Origin of the sequence: Zobellella sp. DQSA1, from assembly GCF_041950555.1 — a bacterium.
Classification (GTDB): Bacteria; Pseudomonadota; Gammaproteobacteria; order Enterobacterales; family Aeromonadaceae; genus Oceanimonas.
Genome location: NZ_CP169531.1, coordinates 303,388 through 317,500, shown reverse-complemented (window position 1 = coordinate 317,500; position 14,113 = coordinate 303,388). Strand labels below are relative to the sequence as shown.

Sequence of the window (14,113 nt, the reverse complement as noted above, 5' to 3'; positions counted from 1 at the left end):
CAGGAGCCGGGCCAGTCCCATCATGCTGCAGAGCCATAGCAACAGCCCCGCCAGCAAGCCAGTCGCTCCCAAGCCCAGGCTGCCACCGGCCGCCATCACACCGGTTTTGGCTTCCTCCGACGACAACAGGCCGAGATTAAAGATGCGGAAAATATCCGCCGGGTTAAGCAGCATCAGGTAGGGCAAGGAAGCAAAATCCAGCCGCTCGGGCAACCCGATCAGCAACCCCAACATCAACAGGTCGAACACCACCACGAAGAAGAACCAGAGCATCAGCGAGGCGCCGGCCGCCTTGGCCTTTTCATTTACCCAGCCACTCAGGGCATAGGCCATGGCAAGGAAAATCCAGCTCAGCAGAATGGCCGACAGGATCAGGACGGCAAAAAGGTACAGCACCACCCCGGTGTCGAGTGCCGGTGTCAGCAGCAGCAGGGTCAGGGCGGCACTGCCGAAGCCCAACGCGGTAGCCACCGCCAGCATCAGCGCCTGACCGATGAACTTGCCGAGCAGCAACTGTCCGGGTGTGATGGGATAGGTCAGCAGCAGCAGCAGGGTGCCCCGCTCGGCCTCGCCGATCAGCGCATCATGACCCAGCATCAACGCAATCAACGGCAGTATCACCACCGCCAGACTGGCCAGGCTGGCCAGGGTCGACTCGATGCTGGTAAAACCAACCAGCCCCGAAGCAACACCGCCGAAATAGGCCAGACCGACGGCCAGCCCCCACAACATGAGGGCAATCGCCAGTACCCAGCGATTGCGGATACCATCCAGCCACTCCTTACGAGCAATAGTCAGTAGTATGGCCATCGGCGCCTCCATAACAGATATGTTGGTATAATTCGGGCAGGTTGGGCTGTTGCCAATGGAAATGCTCTACCCCGGGCAACCGGCAGATCAGCTCCGCCAACGCTTTTTGCTGTTCGGGACCACCCTGCAGCCTGATATGCCCGGACTCTGCTTGCTGCACCAGATGCTGGTATTGTTCGGGCAAGGCCGCTTGCAGATTGGTGCCATGCAGGGTCAGGGTTACCGGCAGTTGCGACTCGGCCCTCAGGGTGGCGAGGTCGCCGACCGCCAGTACCCGTCCCTGGCCCATCACCGCGACCCGATCCAGATAAGGCTCAACCCCCGCCAGCACATGGGAACAGAGAATGACGGCGCAGCCCCGTTGGCGCAGCTCCTCGATCTGCCGGTAGAAATGCTGGGTCGCCAGCGGGTCCAGGCCGACCGTCGGCTCGTCCAGCAGCAGGACTCGCGGTTCCCCCAGCAACGCCTGGGCCAGTCCCAACCGTTGCCGCATGCCCTTGGAATAGGTCTTGACCCGTCGCTCCGCGGCCTCCTTCAACCCCAGTTGCTCGAGCAAGGCTATGCCTTGCAAGGGGGCCATGCCCTTCAAGCGGGCCAGATAGCCGATCACTTCGGCGCCGGTAAGCTGATCATAGAAGCTGACGTTTTCCTGCAGGAAGCCGATATGCCGGCGCTGTCCGCGAAAGGCGGGCCTGGCCGGGTCCCTCCCCATCACCCGCACTTCGCCACCATCGGGCCGGAGCAGGCCCAATATTAGCTTGATGGTGGTGGTCTTACCGGCCCCATTATGGCCGAGCAGCCCCAGCACTTCGCCTTCGGCGACTTCCAGCGATATCCCTTTCAGGGCCGCTTTGCCGGCAAACTGCTTACTGAGCTGCCGCAGGTGAATGATACTCATGGCTCCTCCTCGCTTCGGGCTGGCCCATCAGCGGAAACGAGTCCCGCACACCAGACCCCTTGAACACCGGGAATTGTTGCTGAACCCAGCGCAACAGGCTGACCACGGGCGCATTCATCAGCCAACGGGCCGCCGGATATTGCCACAGCACCCGATCCATACCGTCATTGGGCTCATGGACGATATCTCCCAGACCGTCCTGGTTCAGATCCCAGCCCTGGTAATCACTCCAGTAATTACCCTGGCCTTGATGGGACCACTCCTGGGGACGATTGGAGACATAACGAACCTGAGTGCGGTTGCCGACCAGGGCATTACCGAAAATCCGGTTCTGCTCCGATCCCGCCGTCATATGGATGCCCAGATCGCTATGGCCCAGCCAGTTGCCGCTGATCTCGTTGCCCACCACATGGTAGGCGAACAGGGCCTTGCCCTCGGCCCCCCTCGGGTTGAGCAGATGGCTGTTGGCCCTGACGCCCTCTACCCTGTTGTTGCTGATGGTGGAATAGGTGATGTAATTCATCAGGATGCCGTAGTTCTCATCCTGCTCGGATACGTTGTCGACCACGGTCAGAAAGCGGGACTGCATCAGGGCATAGCCGGTGCGGGTCTCGCGGGTATAATTGGCCACCACCTCGTTGTGGTTGGAATACATATAGTGAATGCCGTAACGCAGCTCGCTCAGGTGGTTGCCGGTAAGCCGGTTGTGGTTGCTGTAGTCGATATAAATACCGTCCCGTACCCGACGGATACGGTTCCCGGCCACCTCGCTCTCGCTGACGTTAAACAGATGGATACCGTTGCCCCTGTCCTGAGAGCGCAGGCGGTGGTCTCCCTCGATATCGTTGCCATAGAGGCGGATACGGCTGACCCGATCGGCCCAGATGCCGAAGCCCGGGCCACGCAGTCGCACCTTGGCCACCTCCGCGCCCGAGCCCCGCTCGGCAATAAAAATGCCCGCATCCAGGGCGCCCAGGTCCCGGCCCCAGTTGGTGATGGTAAGCGACTGCACCCGGACCTCGGGTGCATCGATATAGAGGCCATGGCCTTGGCCACCGGCGTCGATCACCGCACCCGGTTCTCCCAGCAGGCTCAGGGTCCGCTCGATACGTAACGCCGGATAAATACCGGGAGCCAGCCGTACGGTTTCTCCCATCGGCACCTCGGCCAGCCCGGCCACGGAGGCCGGCGTCAGCCAGACCTCTGCCGCCAGCGGCCAGGCAAGCAACAACAAGAAAAGCCATAGCCTGTTCATGCCGTGCCTTACACCGGCTCGACGAACATTCGACCTACCATCTCCATGTGCAGGGCATGACAGAACCAGTTGCAGTAATACCAGTGTACCCCCGGCTTGTCGGCAACGAAGGTGATGGAAGAGGTCTGCTGGGGACTGATTTCCATGCTGACGCCATGGTTGACCATGCAGAAGCCGTGGGTCACGTCCTCGATCATGTCCAGGTTGGTCACCACCACCGTCACTTCGTCTCCCTGCCTGACGGTGAACTCCTGGATGCCGAAGGTGGGCGCCACCGAGGTCATGTAGACCCGCACCTTGTTGCCGTCACGGATCACCTTGTTGTCCCGCTCCAGGGTCACACCGTCCCGGGCCGCCATGGCCACGGTATCGGCGAAGAAGGGATCCTGACGGTCCCAGATCTTCTTGGGATTGAGCATGTTGCGTTTGATCAGGATGCAGTCGTGGGGCTCGGCGAAGGTGGGGCCGTCGTGCACCAGTTTCATTTCCTCGCCGGAGATGTCGATCAGTTGATCGTTTTCCGCGTGCAGGGGGCCCACCGGCAGAAAGCGATCCTTGGAGAACTTGCACAGCACCACCAGCCACTTGCCGTCCGCATCCCGGGCCTCGGTGTGGGAGGCATGGTTGTGACCGGGCTGGTACTGCACGTCCAGCTTCTGGCGGATGTAGTTGACGTCTTCACCGTTGTAGGCGCGCACCGCGTCGGCCAGATTCCATTTCACCACCTGGCTGTCGATAAAAAGGGTGGTGTAGCCGTTGCCGCGGCCGTCGAAAGTGGTATGCAGCGGCCCCAGGCCCAATTCGGGCTCGGCGGCGATCACCGCCCGGGGATCATCGAACTTGTCGTCGAACAGCTCGTCCAGTTTGTCGATTTCGATCATGGACACCGTCGGCGACAGCTTGCCGTTGGCGATAAAGTACTTGCCGTCAGGCGAAGTATTGAGGCCGTGGGGGTTCTTCGGCACCGGGATATAGCGGGTCAGGGGCGATCCCTTACGCCCGTCCAGCACCGGCACCTTGGCCTCCCCCAGTTGAGTGAAGTCGCCGGCCTGGATCGCCGCCTCGATACGGGGAATATTGAACACCGTCACCCAGTCCCGTTCGTTGCGCATCATGCCGCCCAGATCGGTGGCTCCCTCCGAGTTGTAACAGGTGGAGGCGGCATACTTGCCGGTAAAGCAGGCGTCGCAGTTGTCCAGATTGCCGTCCACGATCACCTGGAAGGCCACTTCCATGGTCTCGGCGTCCACCGCGTTGAACAGAGTGAATTTTTCGGCCGCATCCAGGTTTTTCAGGTTGCTGCCATCGTTGGGATGGGGAATGATGAACTCTGCATTGCAGAACACGTATTTGGTATGGGGCACCTTCTGCAGCCGCAGGCCGTGGATGGCCTGCACATTGGGGATGGTGACCATCTTGTCGCATTTCATGATATCCAGGCGGATACGCGCCACCCGGCTGTTAGCCTTGTCGTTGATAAACAGGTACTTGCCGTCGTAATGGCCGTCGGTCATGGAGATATGAGGGTGATGGCAGTCACCGTTAAGGTACTTGCTGCTCTCCCCCATGATCCGCTTGCTTTCATCGGTCAGCCCCCAGCCGGTGGCCGAATCCACGTTGAACACCGGGATGCGCATCAGTTCACGCATGGAAGGCACACCCAGCACCCGCACTTCACCCTGATGGCCGCCGCTCCAGAAGCCGTAGTATTCATCCAGCTCGCCGGGAGCCACGTGGCCATTCTGTGCCGCCGCCGCGGCCAGGGCCGGTGACGAGGCCAAGCTCAGGCCACCGCCGGCCGCCGCCGTGGCCAGCAGGGCGGAAGATCCCCCCAGAAACAGCCGCCGGCTCAGTTTGACGTGTTCGCTCAATTCTTCATGCTTGCTCATTAGACTCTCCTTGTAGTCCGGGGGTATCCACGTGGGTTACTTTGATCCGGGCCGCGTCCCGCTCCAGCTCGCGCTGTCGGCGTTTCTTGGCCTTCATCACCAGTGGCGGGCATTTACGGTGGTTGTAGTAGGTGATCTGGCAATCCAGACAATGGTGGCATTCGTTGGCGTTGATGCGCCCGTCGGGATGAATGGCCTGCACCTCGCACTCCTTGGCGCAGAGCTGGCAAGGCGTTCCGCACTCGGGACGGCGCTTGAGCCAGTCGAACAGCCGGAGCCGGGCCGGTACGGCGAGCGCGGCACCCAGCGGGCAGATATAGCGGCAATAGGCCTTGCGCACGAACAAAGACAGCAGCACCCAAAGCAGGGCATAGAGCACGTAGCCCCACTCGCGCATAAAGCGCAGCGTCACCGCCGTCTTGAACGGCTCTACTTCCGCCGCCTGCTCCGCCAGAGCCAGGGACTGCAGCGACAGCCCGAACAGGCCCAGCAGGATCAGGTATTTCAGCGCCCACAGCCGCTCGTGAAGGGCAAAAGGCACCGTGTATTGCCTGATCCTGAACTTGCGTGCCGCCTCGTTCACCAGCTCCTGCAGGGCACCGAAGGGACAGAGCCAACCGCAGAAGATGCCCCGCCCCCACAGCAGCAGGGTCAGGGCGACAAAGCCCCACAGGACGAACATCATGGGATCGAGCAGGAAGGATGACCACTGGAAGCCGGTAAAGAGGGCGTACAGAAAGGTGAACACATTGACGATCGACAACTGGGCCAGGCTATACCAGCCGATGAAGAAGAGCGTATAGCAGAGATAGCCGATACGCAGCCGGTGCAGCAGGGTCGGATGCTGTACCAGCCAGTCCTGCAGGAACAGGATGATCACCAGCACCAGCAGGCCGATGCTCAGCCCTCCTATCTGCACCGCCTTGTACTGCCAGACACTGACCCATAGCGGAACGTCATCATCGAGCCAGCCCGTCTCGGCGGCCGCCGCCGTCACCGGCGGATTGAGATAAGCAGCGGGCAATTGGTAGTCGGCATAGAAGCTGGCAAACTCGCTGTCCAGGGCCCCCACCTGGCGCCGCACCATCAACTCGAACTGCCAGGGACGGGTCAGATCCAACGCACTACCGCGGGCAATAAAGATGGCCAGTTCACCGAATGCGGGCGAGCCAGCCACCAGCAGATCGGACGCAGCCAGCCGCTGGTAGTCCATATCGCGGAAGGCGATCTCCTCAGGCCCCTGCCACAGACGGATGCGATCGAAGATACCGCCGCGCACGAAGCCGTTGCCGCGGAAGCTGTAGCCACCGTTGGCCACCACCAGTATTGGCTGATCGCCGGGTTCGAGCGAGGCCATCAGTCGATCATACCGTTGTTGCCCCAGCAGGTTGATGCCGGCTTCCGCCACCCGCAGCGGGGCAAAGTACAGCTCCATAAAAGCAGCGTCGAACGCTACCGAAGCGGTATGGGAAACCGCCCGGGTGCCGGCAAAGGCCTGCTCCACTTCCCCTTCGGTCAGGCGCAGGGGACGGACCAGCTGCAGTTCGCTCAGTTCGGCCCAGTCACGCGGCTGCCACTGATTGCTCAGGGTTGCGGTGTTGTCGTCCGCCGGTTCGGGGGAGGACGGCATTGTCTCCCCAGCCAGGGTCGCCTGGGCCCCCCGCAGTGCCCGCATGATGGTCTGGTTGATCACCATCACCGTCACGGTGGCGCCGGTGACGCCATCGACCGAGTGGATATCATCCCGGCGGGACAGCCCCACCTGCACCCGCTCGCGGGCGTCGATGCCCTGGTACTGGTTGACAAATTCGGTCAATTTGATTTCGGGAATGCCGATCAGCAGTATCGGCTCATGGTGTTCCAGCACCCGGCTATGCTCCAGCCGGCCCTGCTCGTCCATCGCCAGCAACAACTCCACCGGCTTGCCGGAATAGGCGGGAATATCGGCGAACTGCCGAGTAAGGAAAGCGTATCGGGACGCCTGACCATCGGCAAGAATACGCCAACCACTGAAGGGGACAGAGATAGGTTCAATAACCGCCTGGGGGTACCAATCGGCCAGCAGCCCGGACGCATCCGCTCGGGGATCGGCGTTGGCGGTGCCGTTCAACACCAGCAGCAGCAGGGAGGCAAGCAGCCGGACCAGCAACATAGAGGGAAGCCATAATTGTCATTTCAGTTGCATAATATAATGTTAAAAAAAGGCAATACCCGGATTGATCCAGATCAGAGGAAGGGGGATAAGCTGAAAAGAAACAATGAGGAGGGAAAACACAGGAGCAGGAAAAGAAAAAGCCGGGCGAACCCGGCTTTTATTTTTTATTCTTCAGAAGCGGCTACTTCTGTGGCCTCGACGTCGCGACCTACCAGCTCGATATAAGCCATAGGGGCGTTGTCGCCGGCCCGGAAACCACACTTCAGGATGCGGGTGTAACCACCCGGACGCTCCTGGTAGCGGGGTCCCAGTTCGTTGAACAGTTTGCCAACCACTTCGCTGTCGCGAGTACGGGCAAATGCCAGGCGACGGTTAGCAACGCTGTCGCTCTTGGCCAGTGTGATCAGAGGTTCAACCACACGACGCAGCTCTTTAGCCTTGGGCAGAGTCGTCTTGATAACTTCATGACGAACCAAGGAGCTGGCCATGTTACGGAACATCGCCTGACGATGGCTGCTGTTCCGGTTAAGTTGACGACCACTCTTACGATGGCGCATGACCTAATCCTTCCTAACTAAATCTGTAAAACCCGTGATCCGGTTTATTCATCAGCGATGCTGGCAGGCGGCCAGTTCTCCAGGCGCATGCCCAGAGACAAACCACGAGACGCCAACACGTCTTTAATCTCGGTAAGAGATTTTTTACCCAGGTTGGGAGTCTTCAGCAGCTCCACCTCGGTACGCTGTACCAGATCACCAATGTAATGGATCGCTTCTGCCTTCAGACAGTTCGCAGAGCGAACGGTCAGTTCCAGATCGTCGACAGGACGCAGCAGGATAGGATCGAACTCAGGCTTGTCTTCTTTCTCTTCCGGTTCGCTCACGTCACGCAGATCCACGAAGGCTTCCAGTTGCTCGGCCATGATGGTGGCCGCACGACGAATGGCTTCTTCCGGATCCAGGGTGCCGTTGGTTTCCATGTCGATGACCAGCTTATCCAGATCGGTACGCTGTTCAACACGGGCCGCCTCAACATTGTAGGCGATACGAACCACGGGGCTGTAGGCCGCGTCCAGCAGCAAGCGACCAATAGGGCGCTCGTCGTCTTCGGTATGGGCGCGGGCGGCGGCGGGAATATAGCCACGACCGCGCTGCACTTTCAGACGCATGCTGATTTCTGCCTCATCCCCTGTCAGATGACAGATGATGTGCTCTGGGTTAACGATCTCAACGTCATCACCATGGGTGATGTCGCCTGCAGTTACGGGACCTGCACCAGTTTTGGTCAGAGAAAGGGTGACTTCGTCCTTGCCTTCCAGCTTCACAGCAACCTCTTTGAGGTTCAGCAGGATTTCCAGGATATCTTCCTGGATACCTTCCTTGCTGCTGTACTCGTGCAATACACCGTCGAGTTCAACTTCGGTGATGGCACAGCCTGGCATGGAAGAAAGCAGAATACGACGCAGCGCATTACCCAATGTATGACCAAAGCCACGCTCCAGCGGCTCGAGAGTCACTTTGGCATGAGTCGGGCTGATCTGTTCGATATCAACCAGACGCGGCTTAAGAAAATCTGTTACAGAACCCTGCATTGTGTCCTCTCTTTGAAGCTAGCTTTACTTAGAGTAAAGCTCGACGATCAGCTGTTCGTTAATCTCGGCAGACAGGTCGCTACGCTCAGGCAGACGCTTGTAAACGCCTTGCATGTTGGTAGCGTCAACTTCTACCCAAGTCGGCTTTTCACGTTGACCGGAAACCTCAAGAGCGGCTTTGATCCGGGCTTGTTTCTTGGCCTTCTCACGAACGCTGACTACGTCCTCGGGAGAAACTTGGAAGGAAGGAATGTTCACAACCTTACCGTTCACCAGGATAGCCTTGTGGCTAACCAGCTGACGAGACTCGGCGCGGGTAGCACCAAAGCCCATGCGGTAAACAACGTTGTCCAGACGACCTTCCAGCAGCTGCAGCAGGTTCTCACCAGTGTTGCCTTTCAGGCGAGCAGCTTCTTTGTAGTAGTTGCGGAATTGCTTTTCCAGCACGCCGTAGATACGACGAACTTTCTGCTTTTCACGCAGCTGTACACCGTAGTCAGACAGACGCGGCTTGCGGGCGCCATGTTGACCGGGTGCGGTATCAATTTTACATTTTGAATCGATCGCGCGAACGCCTGACTTCAGGAAGAGGTCAGTGCCCTCGCGACGGCTCAGCTTGAGCTTGGGACCCAGATATCTTGCCATGTTCTTTCTCCAACTATCCTACAAGAAGGGTTATACGCGACGCTTCTTGGGAGGACGACAACCGTTGTGCGGGATGGGAGTCACATCGGTGATGTTGGTGATGCGGAAACCTGCCGCATTCAACGCACGGATGGATGACTCACGGCCCGGACCCGGACCTTTCACCATTACTTCCAGGTTCTTAACACCGTATTCCTTGGCAATCTCACCAGCACGCTCGGCAGCTACCTGAGCAGCGAACGGGGTGGACTTACGGGAACCACGGAAACCTGAACCGCCGGCGGTTGCCCAAGACAGAGCATTACCCTGACGATCGGTAATAGTTACTATGGTGTTGTTGAAAGATGCATGAACGTGGGCAATGCCATCGCTCACCTGCTTTTTGATGCGCTTACGTGCACTACGAGCCGGAGTTTTAGCCATGATCTACCTTCCCGTTATTTCTTGATCGGTTTACGAGGACCTTTACGCGTGCGGGCGTTGGTCTTGGTGCGCTGACCGCGAACGGGTAGGCTGCGACGATGACGCAGACCTCGGTAACAACCCAGGTCCATCAGACGCTTGATGTTCATGGAGACTTCGCGACGCAGGTCACCTTCTACGGTGAACTTCGCGACTTGCTCACGCAGAGATTCTACCTGAGCTTCATCCAATTCTTTAATTTTCACATCCTCAGCGATACCGGCTGCAGCACAAATGGCTTTAGAGCGGGTACGGCCGACGCCATAAATCGCAGTTAACGCAATAACTGCATGTTTATGGTCAGGAATGTTAATGCCAGCGATACGGGCCACTATGCACTCCTACAAAATAACAAATAATAAGCCATTACAAAGCCCGTCTAGGATACGTAATGACTACACATACACCCAACAAAGGTGGCTGGCTACTTTAGCCAGCTCGCCTTTAATTTTCAAGTTAAACCGTAACTTTTTTAGCCTTGGCGCTGTTTATGCTTAGGCTCGCTGCAGATCACCCGCACCACACCGTGGCGCTTGATGATTTTGCAGTTACGGCAAATTGCCTTAACGGAAGCACGGACTTTCATTGCTTAACTCCGTAAATAACCGAACCTTAACGGTTGTAACCCTTCAGGTTCGCTTTTCTCAGGACATCGCCATACTGATGGGACATCATGTGGGTTTGCACCTGAGCCATGAAATCCATGATGACGACCACAATAATCAACAGCGAGGTACCGCCAAAGTAGAACTGGACGTTCCAGGCTGTCATCAAAAACTGTGGAACCAAACAGACAAAGGTAATGTACAGGGCCCCGACCAGGGTCAGGCGAGTCATCACTTTGTCTATATAGCGCGCTGTCTGCTCACCCGGACGGATCCCCGGGATGAAAGCACCACTCTTCTTCAGGTTGTCTGCCGTCTCGCGCGGATTGAACACCAGCGCGGTATAGAAGAAACAGAAGAAGATGATAGCAGCGGCATACAACATTACGTACAGCGGCTGGCCAGGCTGCAGCGTGAGCGACAGCTCTTGCAGCATGTTGGCGAACCACCCCTGCCCCTGTCCGAACCAAGAGGCCACGGTACCAGGAAACAAAATAATGCTGGATGCAAAAATTGCCGGAATAACCCCCGCCATGTTCACTTTCAAGGGCAGGTGTGTACTCTGTGCCGCGAACACCTGGCGACCCTGTTGACGCTTGGCATAGTTCACCACAATGCGGCGCTGACCACGTTCAACAAAGACCACAAAATAGGTTACCGCAAACACAATCACGGCCAGCAGCAACAGCAACAGAATGTGCAATTCCCCCTGACGCGCCTGCTCTGCCGTGGCACCAATGGCCGATGGCAGACCGGCAACGATACCCACGAAGATAATCAACGAGATACCATTGCCAATGCCTCGTTCGGTAATCTGTTCACCCAACCACATCAGGAACATGGTGCCGGTGACCAGACTCACCACCGCCGTGAAATAGAAACCAAAACCCGGGTTAACCACGAGTCCCGGCATCATATTCGGCAGACCGGTGGCGATACCGATGGCCTGGATGGTGCCCAGAACCAGAGTACCATACCGGGTATACTGACTGATCTTGCGACGGCCAGATTCACCTTCCTTCTTGAGCTCGGCCAAGGTGGGGTGAACCACAGTCAGTAACTGGATGATAATGGACGCAGAAATGTACGGCATTATCCCCAGCGCCAGTATGGACGCTCGTTCCAGGGCGCCACCACTGAACATGTTGAACATTTCAATGATGGTGCCCTGTTGTTGCTGGAACAAGTCGGCAAGTACGGCGGCGTCAATCCCAGGAATAGGCACATAGGAGCCGGCGCGAAAGACAACGATCGCGATCAGAACGAAAAGCAGACGGCTTTTCAGTTCACTCAGCCCGCCCTGTGCGTTTTTAGCATCTAATCCTGGTTTCTTGGCCATAGTACTTATTATTCCTCGATTTTTCCGCCGGCGGCTTCGATGGCTGCACGTGCACCTTTGGTCACGCCCAGGCCAACAACAGTGACTTGACGGTCAATAGTGCCAGACAGAACCACTTTGGCAAACTGGATGTTCTTGGTGATCACGCCAGCTTGCTTCAGGGTGTTCAGATCCACCACTTCGCCTTCAACTTTCGCCAGTTCGCTCAGACGAACTTCTGCACTGACCAGGCCTTTGCGCGAAGTAAAACCAAACTTCGGCAGACGCTGTTTCAGCGGCATCTGACCGCCTTCGAAACCGTTACGAACCTTACCACCGGAACGGGACTTCTGGCCTTTGTGGCCGCGGCCACCGGTTTTACCCAGACCAGAGCCGATACCACGACCCACGCGCTTGGCGGAAGGCTTGGAGCCGGCGGCAGGAGACAGAGTATTCAAACGCATGCGATTACTCCTCAACCTTAACCATGTAGTAAACCTGGTTGATCATACCGCGAACGCAAGCTGTATCTTCCAGCTCAACGGTGTGACCAATGCGACGCAGACCCAGGCCACGCAGCGTTGCCTTATGCTTAGGCAGACGGCCGATGGAGCTACGAGTCTGAGTTACTTTTACAGTCTTGTTAGCCATGGCGCATTACCCCAGTATTTCGTCAACGCGCAGACCACGCTTGGCAGCGACTTGCTCGGGCGACTTCATATGAGTCAGAGCGTCGATGGTAGCGCGAACTACGTTGTTCGGGTTGGTGGAACCGTAAGTCTTGGCCAGTACGTTATGCACACCGGCTACTTCCAGTACGGCACGCATGGCGCCACCGGCGATGATACCGGTACCTTCGGAAGCAGGTTGCATGAACACGTTGGAACCGGAGTGACGACCCTTGACCGGATGGAACAAGGTGCCGTTGTTCAGACCAACGGTACGCATGTTACGACGAGCCTGTTCCATTGCCTTTTGAATGGCGGCAGGAACTTCACGGGCTTTGCCGTAACCAAAACCGATACGACCGTTACCGTCACCTACCACCGTCAATGCGGTGAAGGAGAAGATACGACCACCCTTTACAACTTTTGATACACGGTTAACTGCAATGAGCTTTTCTTGCAGTTCACCGGCTTGAGCTTCGATTTTTGCCATTTTCGACTCCACCCTTAGAACTGAAGACCAGCTTCACGAGCAGCAGCAGCCAAAGCGGCTACACGACCGTGATATTGGAAACCGGAACGGTCAAAAGCGACGTTGGTCACGCCCTTTTCCAGTGCGCGCTCGGCGACGGTTTTACCGACTAACGCGGCGGCATCGATGTTACCGGTATATTTCAACTGTTCGCGAACTGATTTTTCCACGGTAGACGCGGAAGCCAGAACGGCAGAACTGTTGTGTGCAATAACCTGTGCATAGATGTGGCGCGGAGTACGGTGAACCACCAGGCGAGTCGCACCCAGTTCCAGCATCTTTTTGCGTGCTTTAGTAGCACGGCGGATACGAGCTGCTTTTTTGTCCATAGTGTTACCTTACTTCTTCTTAGCCTCTTTGCTGCGGACCTGCTCGCCGAAATAGCGAACACCTTTGCCTTTGTAGGGCTCGGGTTTACGGTACGCACGAATATTGGCAGCAACCTGACCGATCAGCTGTTTGTCTGCAGACTTGAGAACGATCTCGGTCTGGGAAGGACATTCAGCGGTCACGCCTTCAGGCAGTGCATGCTCAACCGGGTGAGAGAAACCCAGAGACAGCGCAACGGCGTTGCCTTTGATCTGGGCGCGATAACCTACACCAACCAGCTGCAGCTTGCGTTCGAAGCCTTGGGTAACACCAACAACCATGTTGTTGACCAGGGCACGGGCAGTACCGGCCTGAGCATTGGCGCCGTCCACGTTGTCACGAGGAACGAACTTCAACAGGTTGTCTTCCTGGCTGATTTCAACAGCAGCATTGAGGGTACGATTCAGAGTACCTTTGCCGCCCTTGATGGTAATTTCCTGACCGTTCAACGTCACTTCTACGCCGGCAGGAATTTCGATAGGTGCCTTAGCAACGCGAGACATATCTACTCCTTAAGCAACGTAGCAGATGATCTCACCGCCCATACCGGCTTTACGCGCGGCACGGTCAGTCATCACACCTTTAGACGTGGAAACGATAGCCACACCCATACCTGCCATTACTTTCGGCAGTTCGTCGCGCTTCTTGTAGATGCGCAGACCGGGGCGGCTGACGCGCTGGATCATTTCAACCACGGGCTCGCCTTGGAAGTACTTGAGAGTCACTTCCAGTTCGGCCTTGGTTTCACCGGCGACATTAAAGTCAGTAATGTAACCTTCTTCTTTCAGTACCTGGGCAATAGCCACTTTGACTTTGGAAGAAGGCATGGTGACAGCAACTTTGTTGGCTGCCTGACCGTTGCGGATGCGGGTCAGCATATCCGCGATCGGATCTTGCATGCTCATTGTGTATTACTCCC

General features: G+C 57.3%; 18 protein-coding genes (1 of these 18 cut by a window edge). All 18 read right to left on the bottom strand.

Annotated features, from left to right (window positions below; translation table 11 throughout):
• Positions 1-810: the 5' portion of an ABC transporter permease gene (locus ACEVBK_RS01590; protein WP_375056880.1), read on the bottom strand. It extends 27 nt beyond the left edge of the window; 810 of the gene's 837 nt are visible here — the first part of the coding sequence; the start codon lies at positions 808-810; the stop codon falls past the left edge of the window.
• Positions 782-1,708, bottom strand: coding sequence for an ABC transporter ATP-binding protein (locus ACEVBK_RS01585; RefSeq protein ID WP_375056879.1), 927 nt, complete (start codon positions 1,706-1,708; stop codon positions 782-784). Before ACEVBK_RS01585 ends, ACEVBK_RS01590 begins: the two co-directional genes overlap by 29 nt.
• Positions 1,677-2,963 (bottom strand): nitrous oxide reductase family maturation protein NosD, encoded by a 1,287-nt coding sequence (locus ACEVBK_RS01580; protein WP_375056878.1) that lies wholly within the window; start codon positions 2,961-2,963, stop codon positions 1,677-1,679. Before ACEVBK_RS01580 ends, ACEVBK_RS01585 begins: the two co-directional genes overlap by 32 nt.
• An 8-nt stretch (positions 2,964-2,971) precedes the next feature.
• Positions 2,972-4,852, bottom strand: coding sequence for a TAT-dependent nitrous-oxide reductase (gene nosZ, locus ACEVBK_RS01575; protein ID WP_375056877.1), 1,881 nt, complete (start codon positions 4,850-4,852; stop codon positions 2,972-2,974).
• Positions 4,839-7,004: a 4Fe-4S binding protein gene (locus ACEVBK_RS01570; protein WP_375056876.1), complete on the bottom strand. Its 2,166-nt coding sequence runs from the start codon at positions 7,002-7,004 to the stop codon at positions 4,839-4,841. Before ACEVBK_RS01570 ends, nosZ begins: the two co-directional genes overlap by 14 nt.
• Positions 7,005-7,171: 167 nt before the next feature.
• Positions 7,172-7,564 carry a 50S ribosomal protein L17 gene (gene rplQ / locus ACEVBK_RS01565; RefSeq protein ID WP_202084962.1) on the bottom strand — a complete coding sequence of 131 codons (393 nt, stop codon included), beginning with the start codon at positions 7,562-7,564 and terminating at the stop codon, positions 7,172-7,174.
• 44 nt (positions 7,565-7,608) lie between these two features.
• Positions 7,609-8,598, bottom strand: coding sequence for a DNA-directed RNA polymerase subunit alpha (locus ACEVBK_RS01560; protein ID WP_202084960.1), 990 nt, complete (start codon positions 8,596-8,598; stop codon positions 7,609-7,611).
• 24 nt (positions 8,599-8,622) lie between these two features.
• Complete coding sequence (gene rpsD / locus ACEVBK_RS01555; RefSeq protein ID WP_094039370.1) at positions 8,623-9,243, bottom strand: 30S ribosomal protein S4; 621 nt, start codon at positions 9,241-9,243, stop codon at positions 8,623-8,625.
• A 30-nt stretch (positions 9,244-9,273) separates the two neighbouring features.
• Positions 9,274-9,666 carry a 30S ribosomal protein S11 gene (rpsK, locus tag ACEVBK_RS01550; RefSeq protein ID WP_094039369.1) on the bottom strand — a complete coding sequence of 131 codons (393 nt, stop codon included), beginning with the start codon at positions 9,664-9,666 and terminating at the stop codon, positions 9,274-9,276.
• A 14-nt stretch (positions 9,667-9,680) separates the two neighbouring features.
• On the bottom strand, positions 9,681-10,037 hold the full coding sequence (rpsM, locus tag ACEVBK_RS01545) for a 30S ribosomal protein S13 (RefSeq protein WP_106453806.1): 357 nt from the start codon (positions 10,035-10,037) through the stop codon (positions 9,681-9,683).
• A 140-nt stretch (positions 10,038-10,177) separates the two neighbouring features.
• Positions 10,178-10,291 (bottom strand): 50S ribosomal protein L36, encoded by a 114-nt coding sequence (gene rpmJ, locus ACEVBK_RS01540; RefSeq protein ID WP_005319705.1) that lies wholly within the window; start codon positions 10,289-10,291, stop codon positions 10,178-10,180.
• Positions 10,292-10,317: 26 nt separating this feature from the next.
• Positions 10,318-11,649, bottom strand: a complete 1,332-nt coding sequence (secY, locus tag ACEVBK_RS01535; RefSeq protein ID WP_202084944.1) for a preprotein translocase subunit SecY — start codon at positions 11,647-11,649, stop codon at positions 10,318-10,320.
• An 8-nt stretch (positions 11,650-11,657) separates the two neighbouring features.
• Positions 11,658-12,092: a 50S ribosomal protein L15 gene (gene rplO, locus ACEVBK_RS01530; RefSeq protein WP_094039366.1), complete on the bottom strand. Its 435-nt coding sequence runs from the start codon at positions 12,090-12,092 to the stop codon at positions 11,658-11,660.
• Positions 12,093-12,096: 4 nt separating this feature from the next.
• On the bottom strand, positions 12,097-12,279 hold the full coding sequence (gene rpmD, locus ACEVBK_RS01525; RefSeq protein ID WP_014290666.1) for a 50S ribosomal protein L30: 183 nt from the start codon (positions 12,277-12,279) through the stop codon (positions 12,097-12,099).
• A 6-nt stretch (positions 12,280-12,285) separates the two neighbouring features.
• Positions 12,286-12,786 (bottom strand): 30S ribosomal protein S5, encoded by a 501-nt coding sequence (gene rpsE / locus ACEVBK_RS01520; RefSeq protein ID WP_106730214.1) that lies wholly within the window; start codon positions 12,784-12,786, stop codon positions 12,286-12,288.
• 14 nt (positions 12,787-12,800) lie between these two features.
• Complete coding sequence (gene rplR, locus ACEVBK_RS01515) at positions 12,801-13,154, bottom strand: 50S ribosomal protein L18 (protein WP_202084942.1); 354 nt, start codon at positions 13,152-13,154, stop codon at positions 12,801-12,803.
• A 9-nt stretch (positions 13,155-13,163) separates the two neighbouring features.
• The gene (gene rplF / locus ACEVBK_RS01510) at positions 13,164-13,697 is read right to left on the bottom strand and encodes a 50S ribosomal protein L6 (RefSeq protein WP_375056875.1); all 534 of its coding nucleotides are present in this window, start codon (positions 13,695-13,697) and stop codon (positions 13,164-13,166) included.
• Positions 13,698-13,706: 9 nt separating this feature from the next.
• Positions 13,707-14,099, bottom strand: a complete 393-nt coding sequence (rpsH, locus tag ACEVBK_RS01505; protein ID WP_106730217.1) for a 30S ribosomal protein S8 — start codon at positions 14,097-14,099, stop codon at positions 13,707-13,709.
• Between the last annotated feature and the right edge of the window lie 14 nt (positions 14,100-14,113).

Coding starts and splice junctions, on each gene's coding strand:
- rpsK (WP_094039369.1), bottom strand. CDS start 9,666: ATGGCTAAAACTCCGGCTCGTAGTGCACGTAAGCGCATCAAAAAGCAG.
- secY (WP_202084944.1), bottom strand. CDS start 11,649: ATGGCCAAGAAACCAGGATTAGATGCTAAAAACGCACAGGGCGGGCTG.
- ACEVBK_RS01560 (WP_202084960.1), bottom strand. CDS start 8,598: ATGCAGGGTTCTGTAACAGATTTTCTTAAGCCGCGTCTGGTTGATATC.
- rplR (WP_202084942.1), bottom strand. CDS start 13,154: ATGGACAAAAAAGCAGCTCGTATCCGCCGTGCTACTAAAGCACGCAAA.
- rpmJ (WP_005319705.1), bottom strand. CDS start 10,291: ATGAAAGTCCGTGCTTCCGTTAAGGCAATTTGCCGTAACTGCAAAATC.
- nosZ (WP_375056877.1), bottom strand. CDS start 4,852: ATGAGCAAGCATGAAGAATTGAGCGAACACGTCAAACTGAGCCGGCGG.
- rpsD (WP_094039370.1), bottom strand. CDS start 9,243: ATGGCAAGATATCTGGGTCCCAAGCTCAAGCTGAGCCGTCGCGAGGGC.
- ACEVBK_RS01570 (WP_375056876.1), bottom strand. CDS start 7,004: ATGTTGCTGGTCCGGCTGCTTGCCTCCCTGCTGCTGCTGGTGTTGAAC.
- rpsE (WP_106730214.1), bottom strand. CDS start 12,786: ATGGCAAAAATCGAAGCTCAAGCCGGTGAACTGCAAGAAAAGCTCATT.
- ACEVBK_RS01580 (WP_375056878.1), bottom strand. CDS start 2,963: ATGAACAGGCTATGGCTTTTCTTGTTGTTGCTTGCCTGGCCGCTGGCG.
- rplF (WP_375056875.1), bottom strand. CDS start 13,697: ATGTCTCGCGTTGCTAAGGCACCTATCGAAATTCCTGCCGGCGTAGAA.
- rplQ (WP_202084962.1), bottom strand. CDS start 7,564: ATGCGCCATCGTAAGAGTGGTCGTCAACTTAACCGGAACAGCAGCCAT.
- rpsH (WP_106730217.1), bottom strand. CDS start 14,099: ATGAGCATGCAAGATCCGATCGCGGATATGCTGACCCGCATCCGCAAC.
- rplO (WP_094039366.1), bottom strand. CDS start 12,092: ATGCGTTTGAATACTCTGTCTCCTGCCGCCGGCTCCAAGCCTTCCGCC.
- rpmD (WP_014290666.1), bottom strand. CDS start 12,279: ATGGCTAACAAGACTGTAAAAGTAACTCAGACTCGTAGCTCCATCGGC.
- ACEVBK_RS01585 (WP_375056879.1), bottom strand. CDS start 1,708: ATGAGTATCATTCACCTGCGGCAGCTCAGTAAGCAGTTTGCCGGCAAA.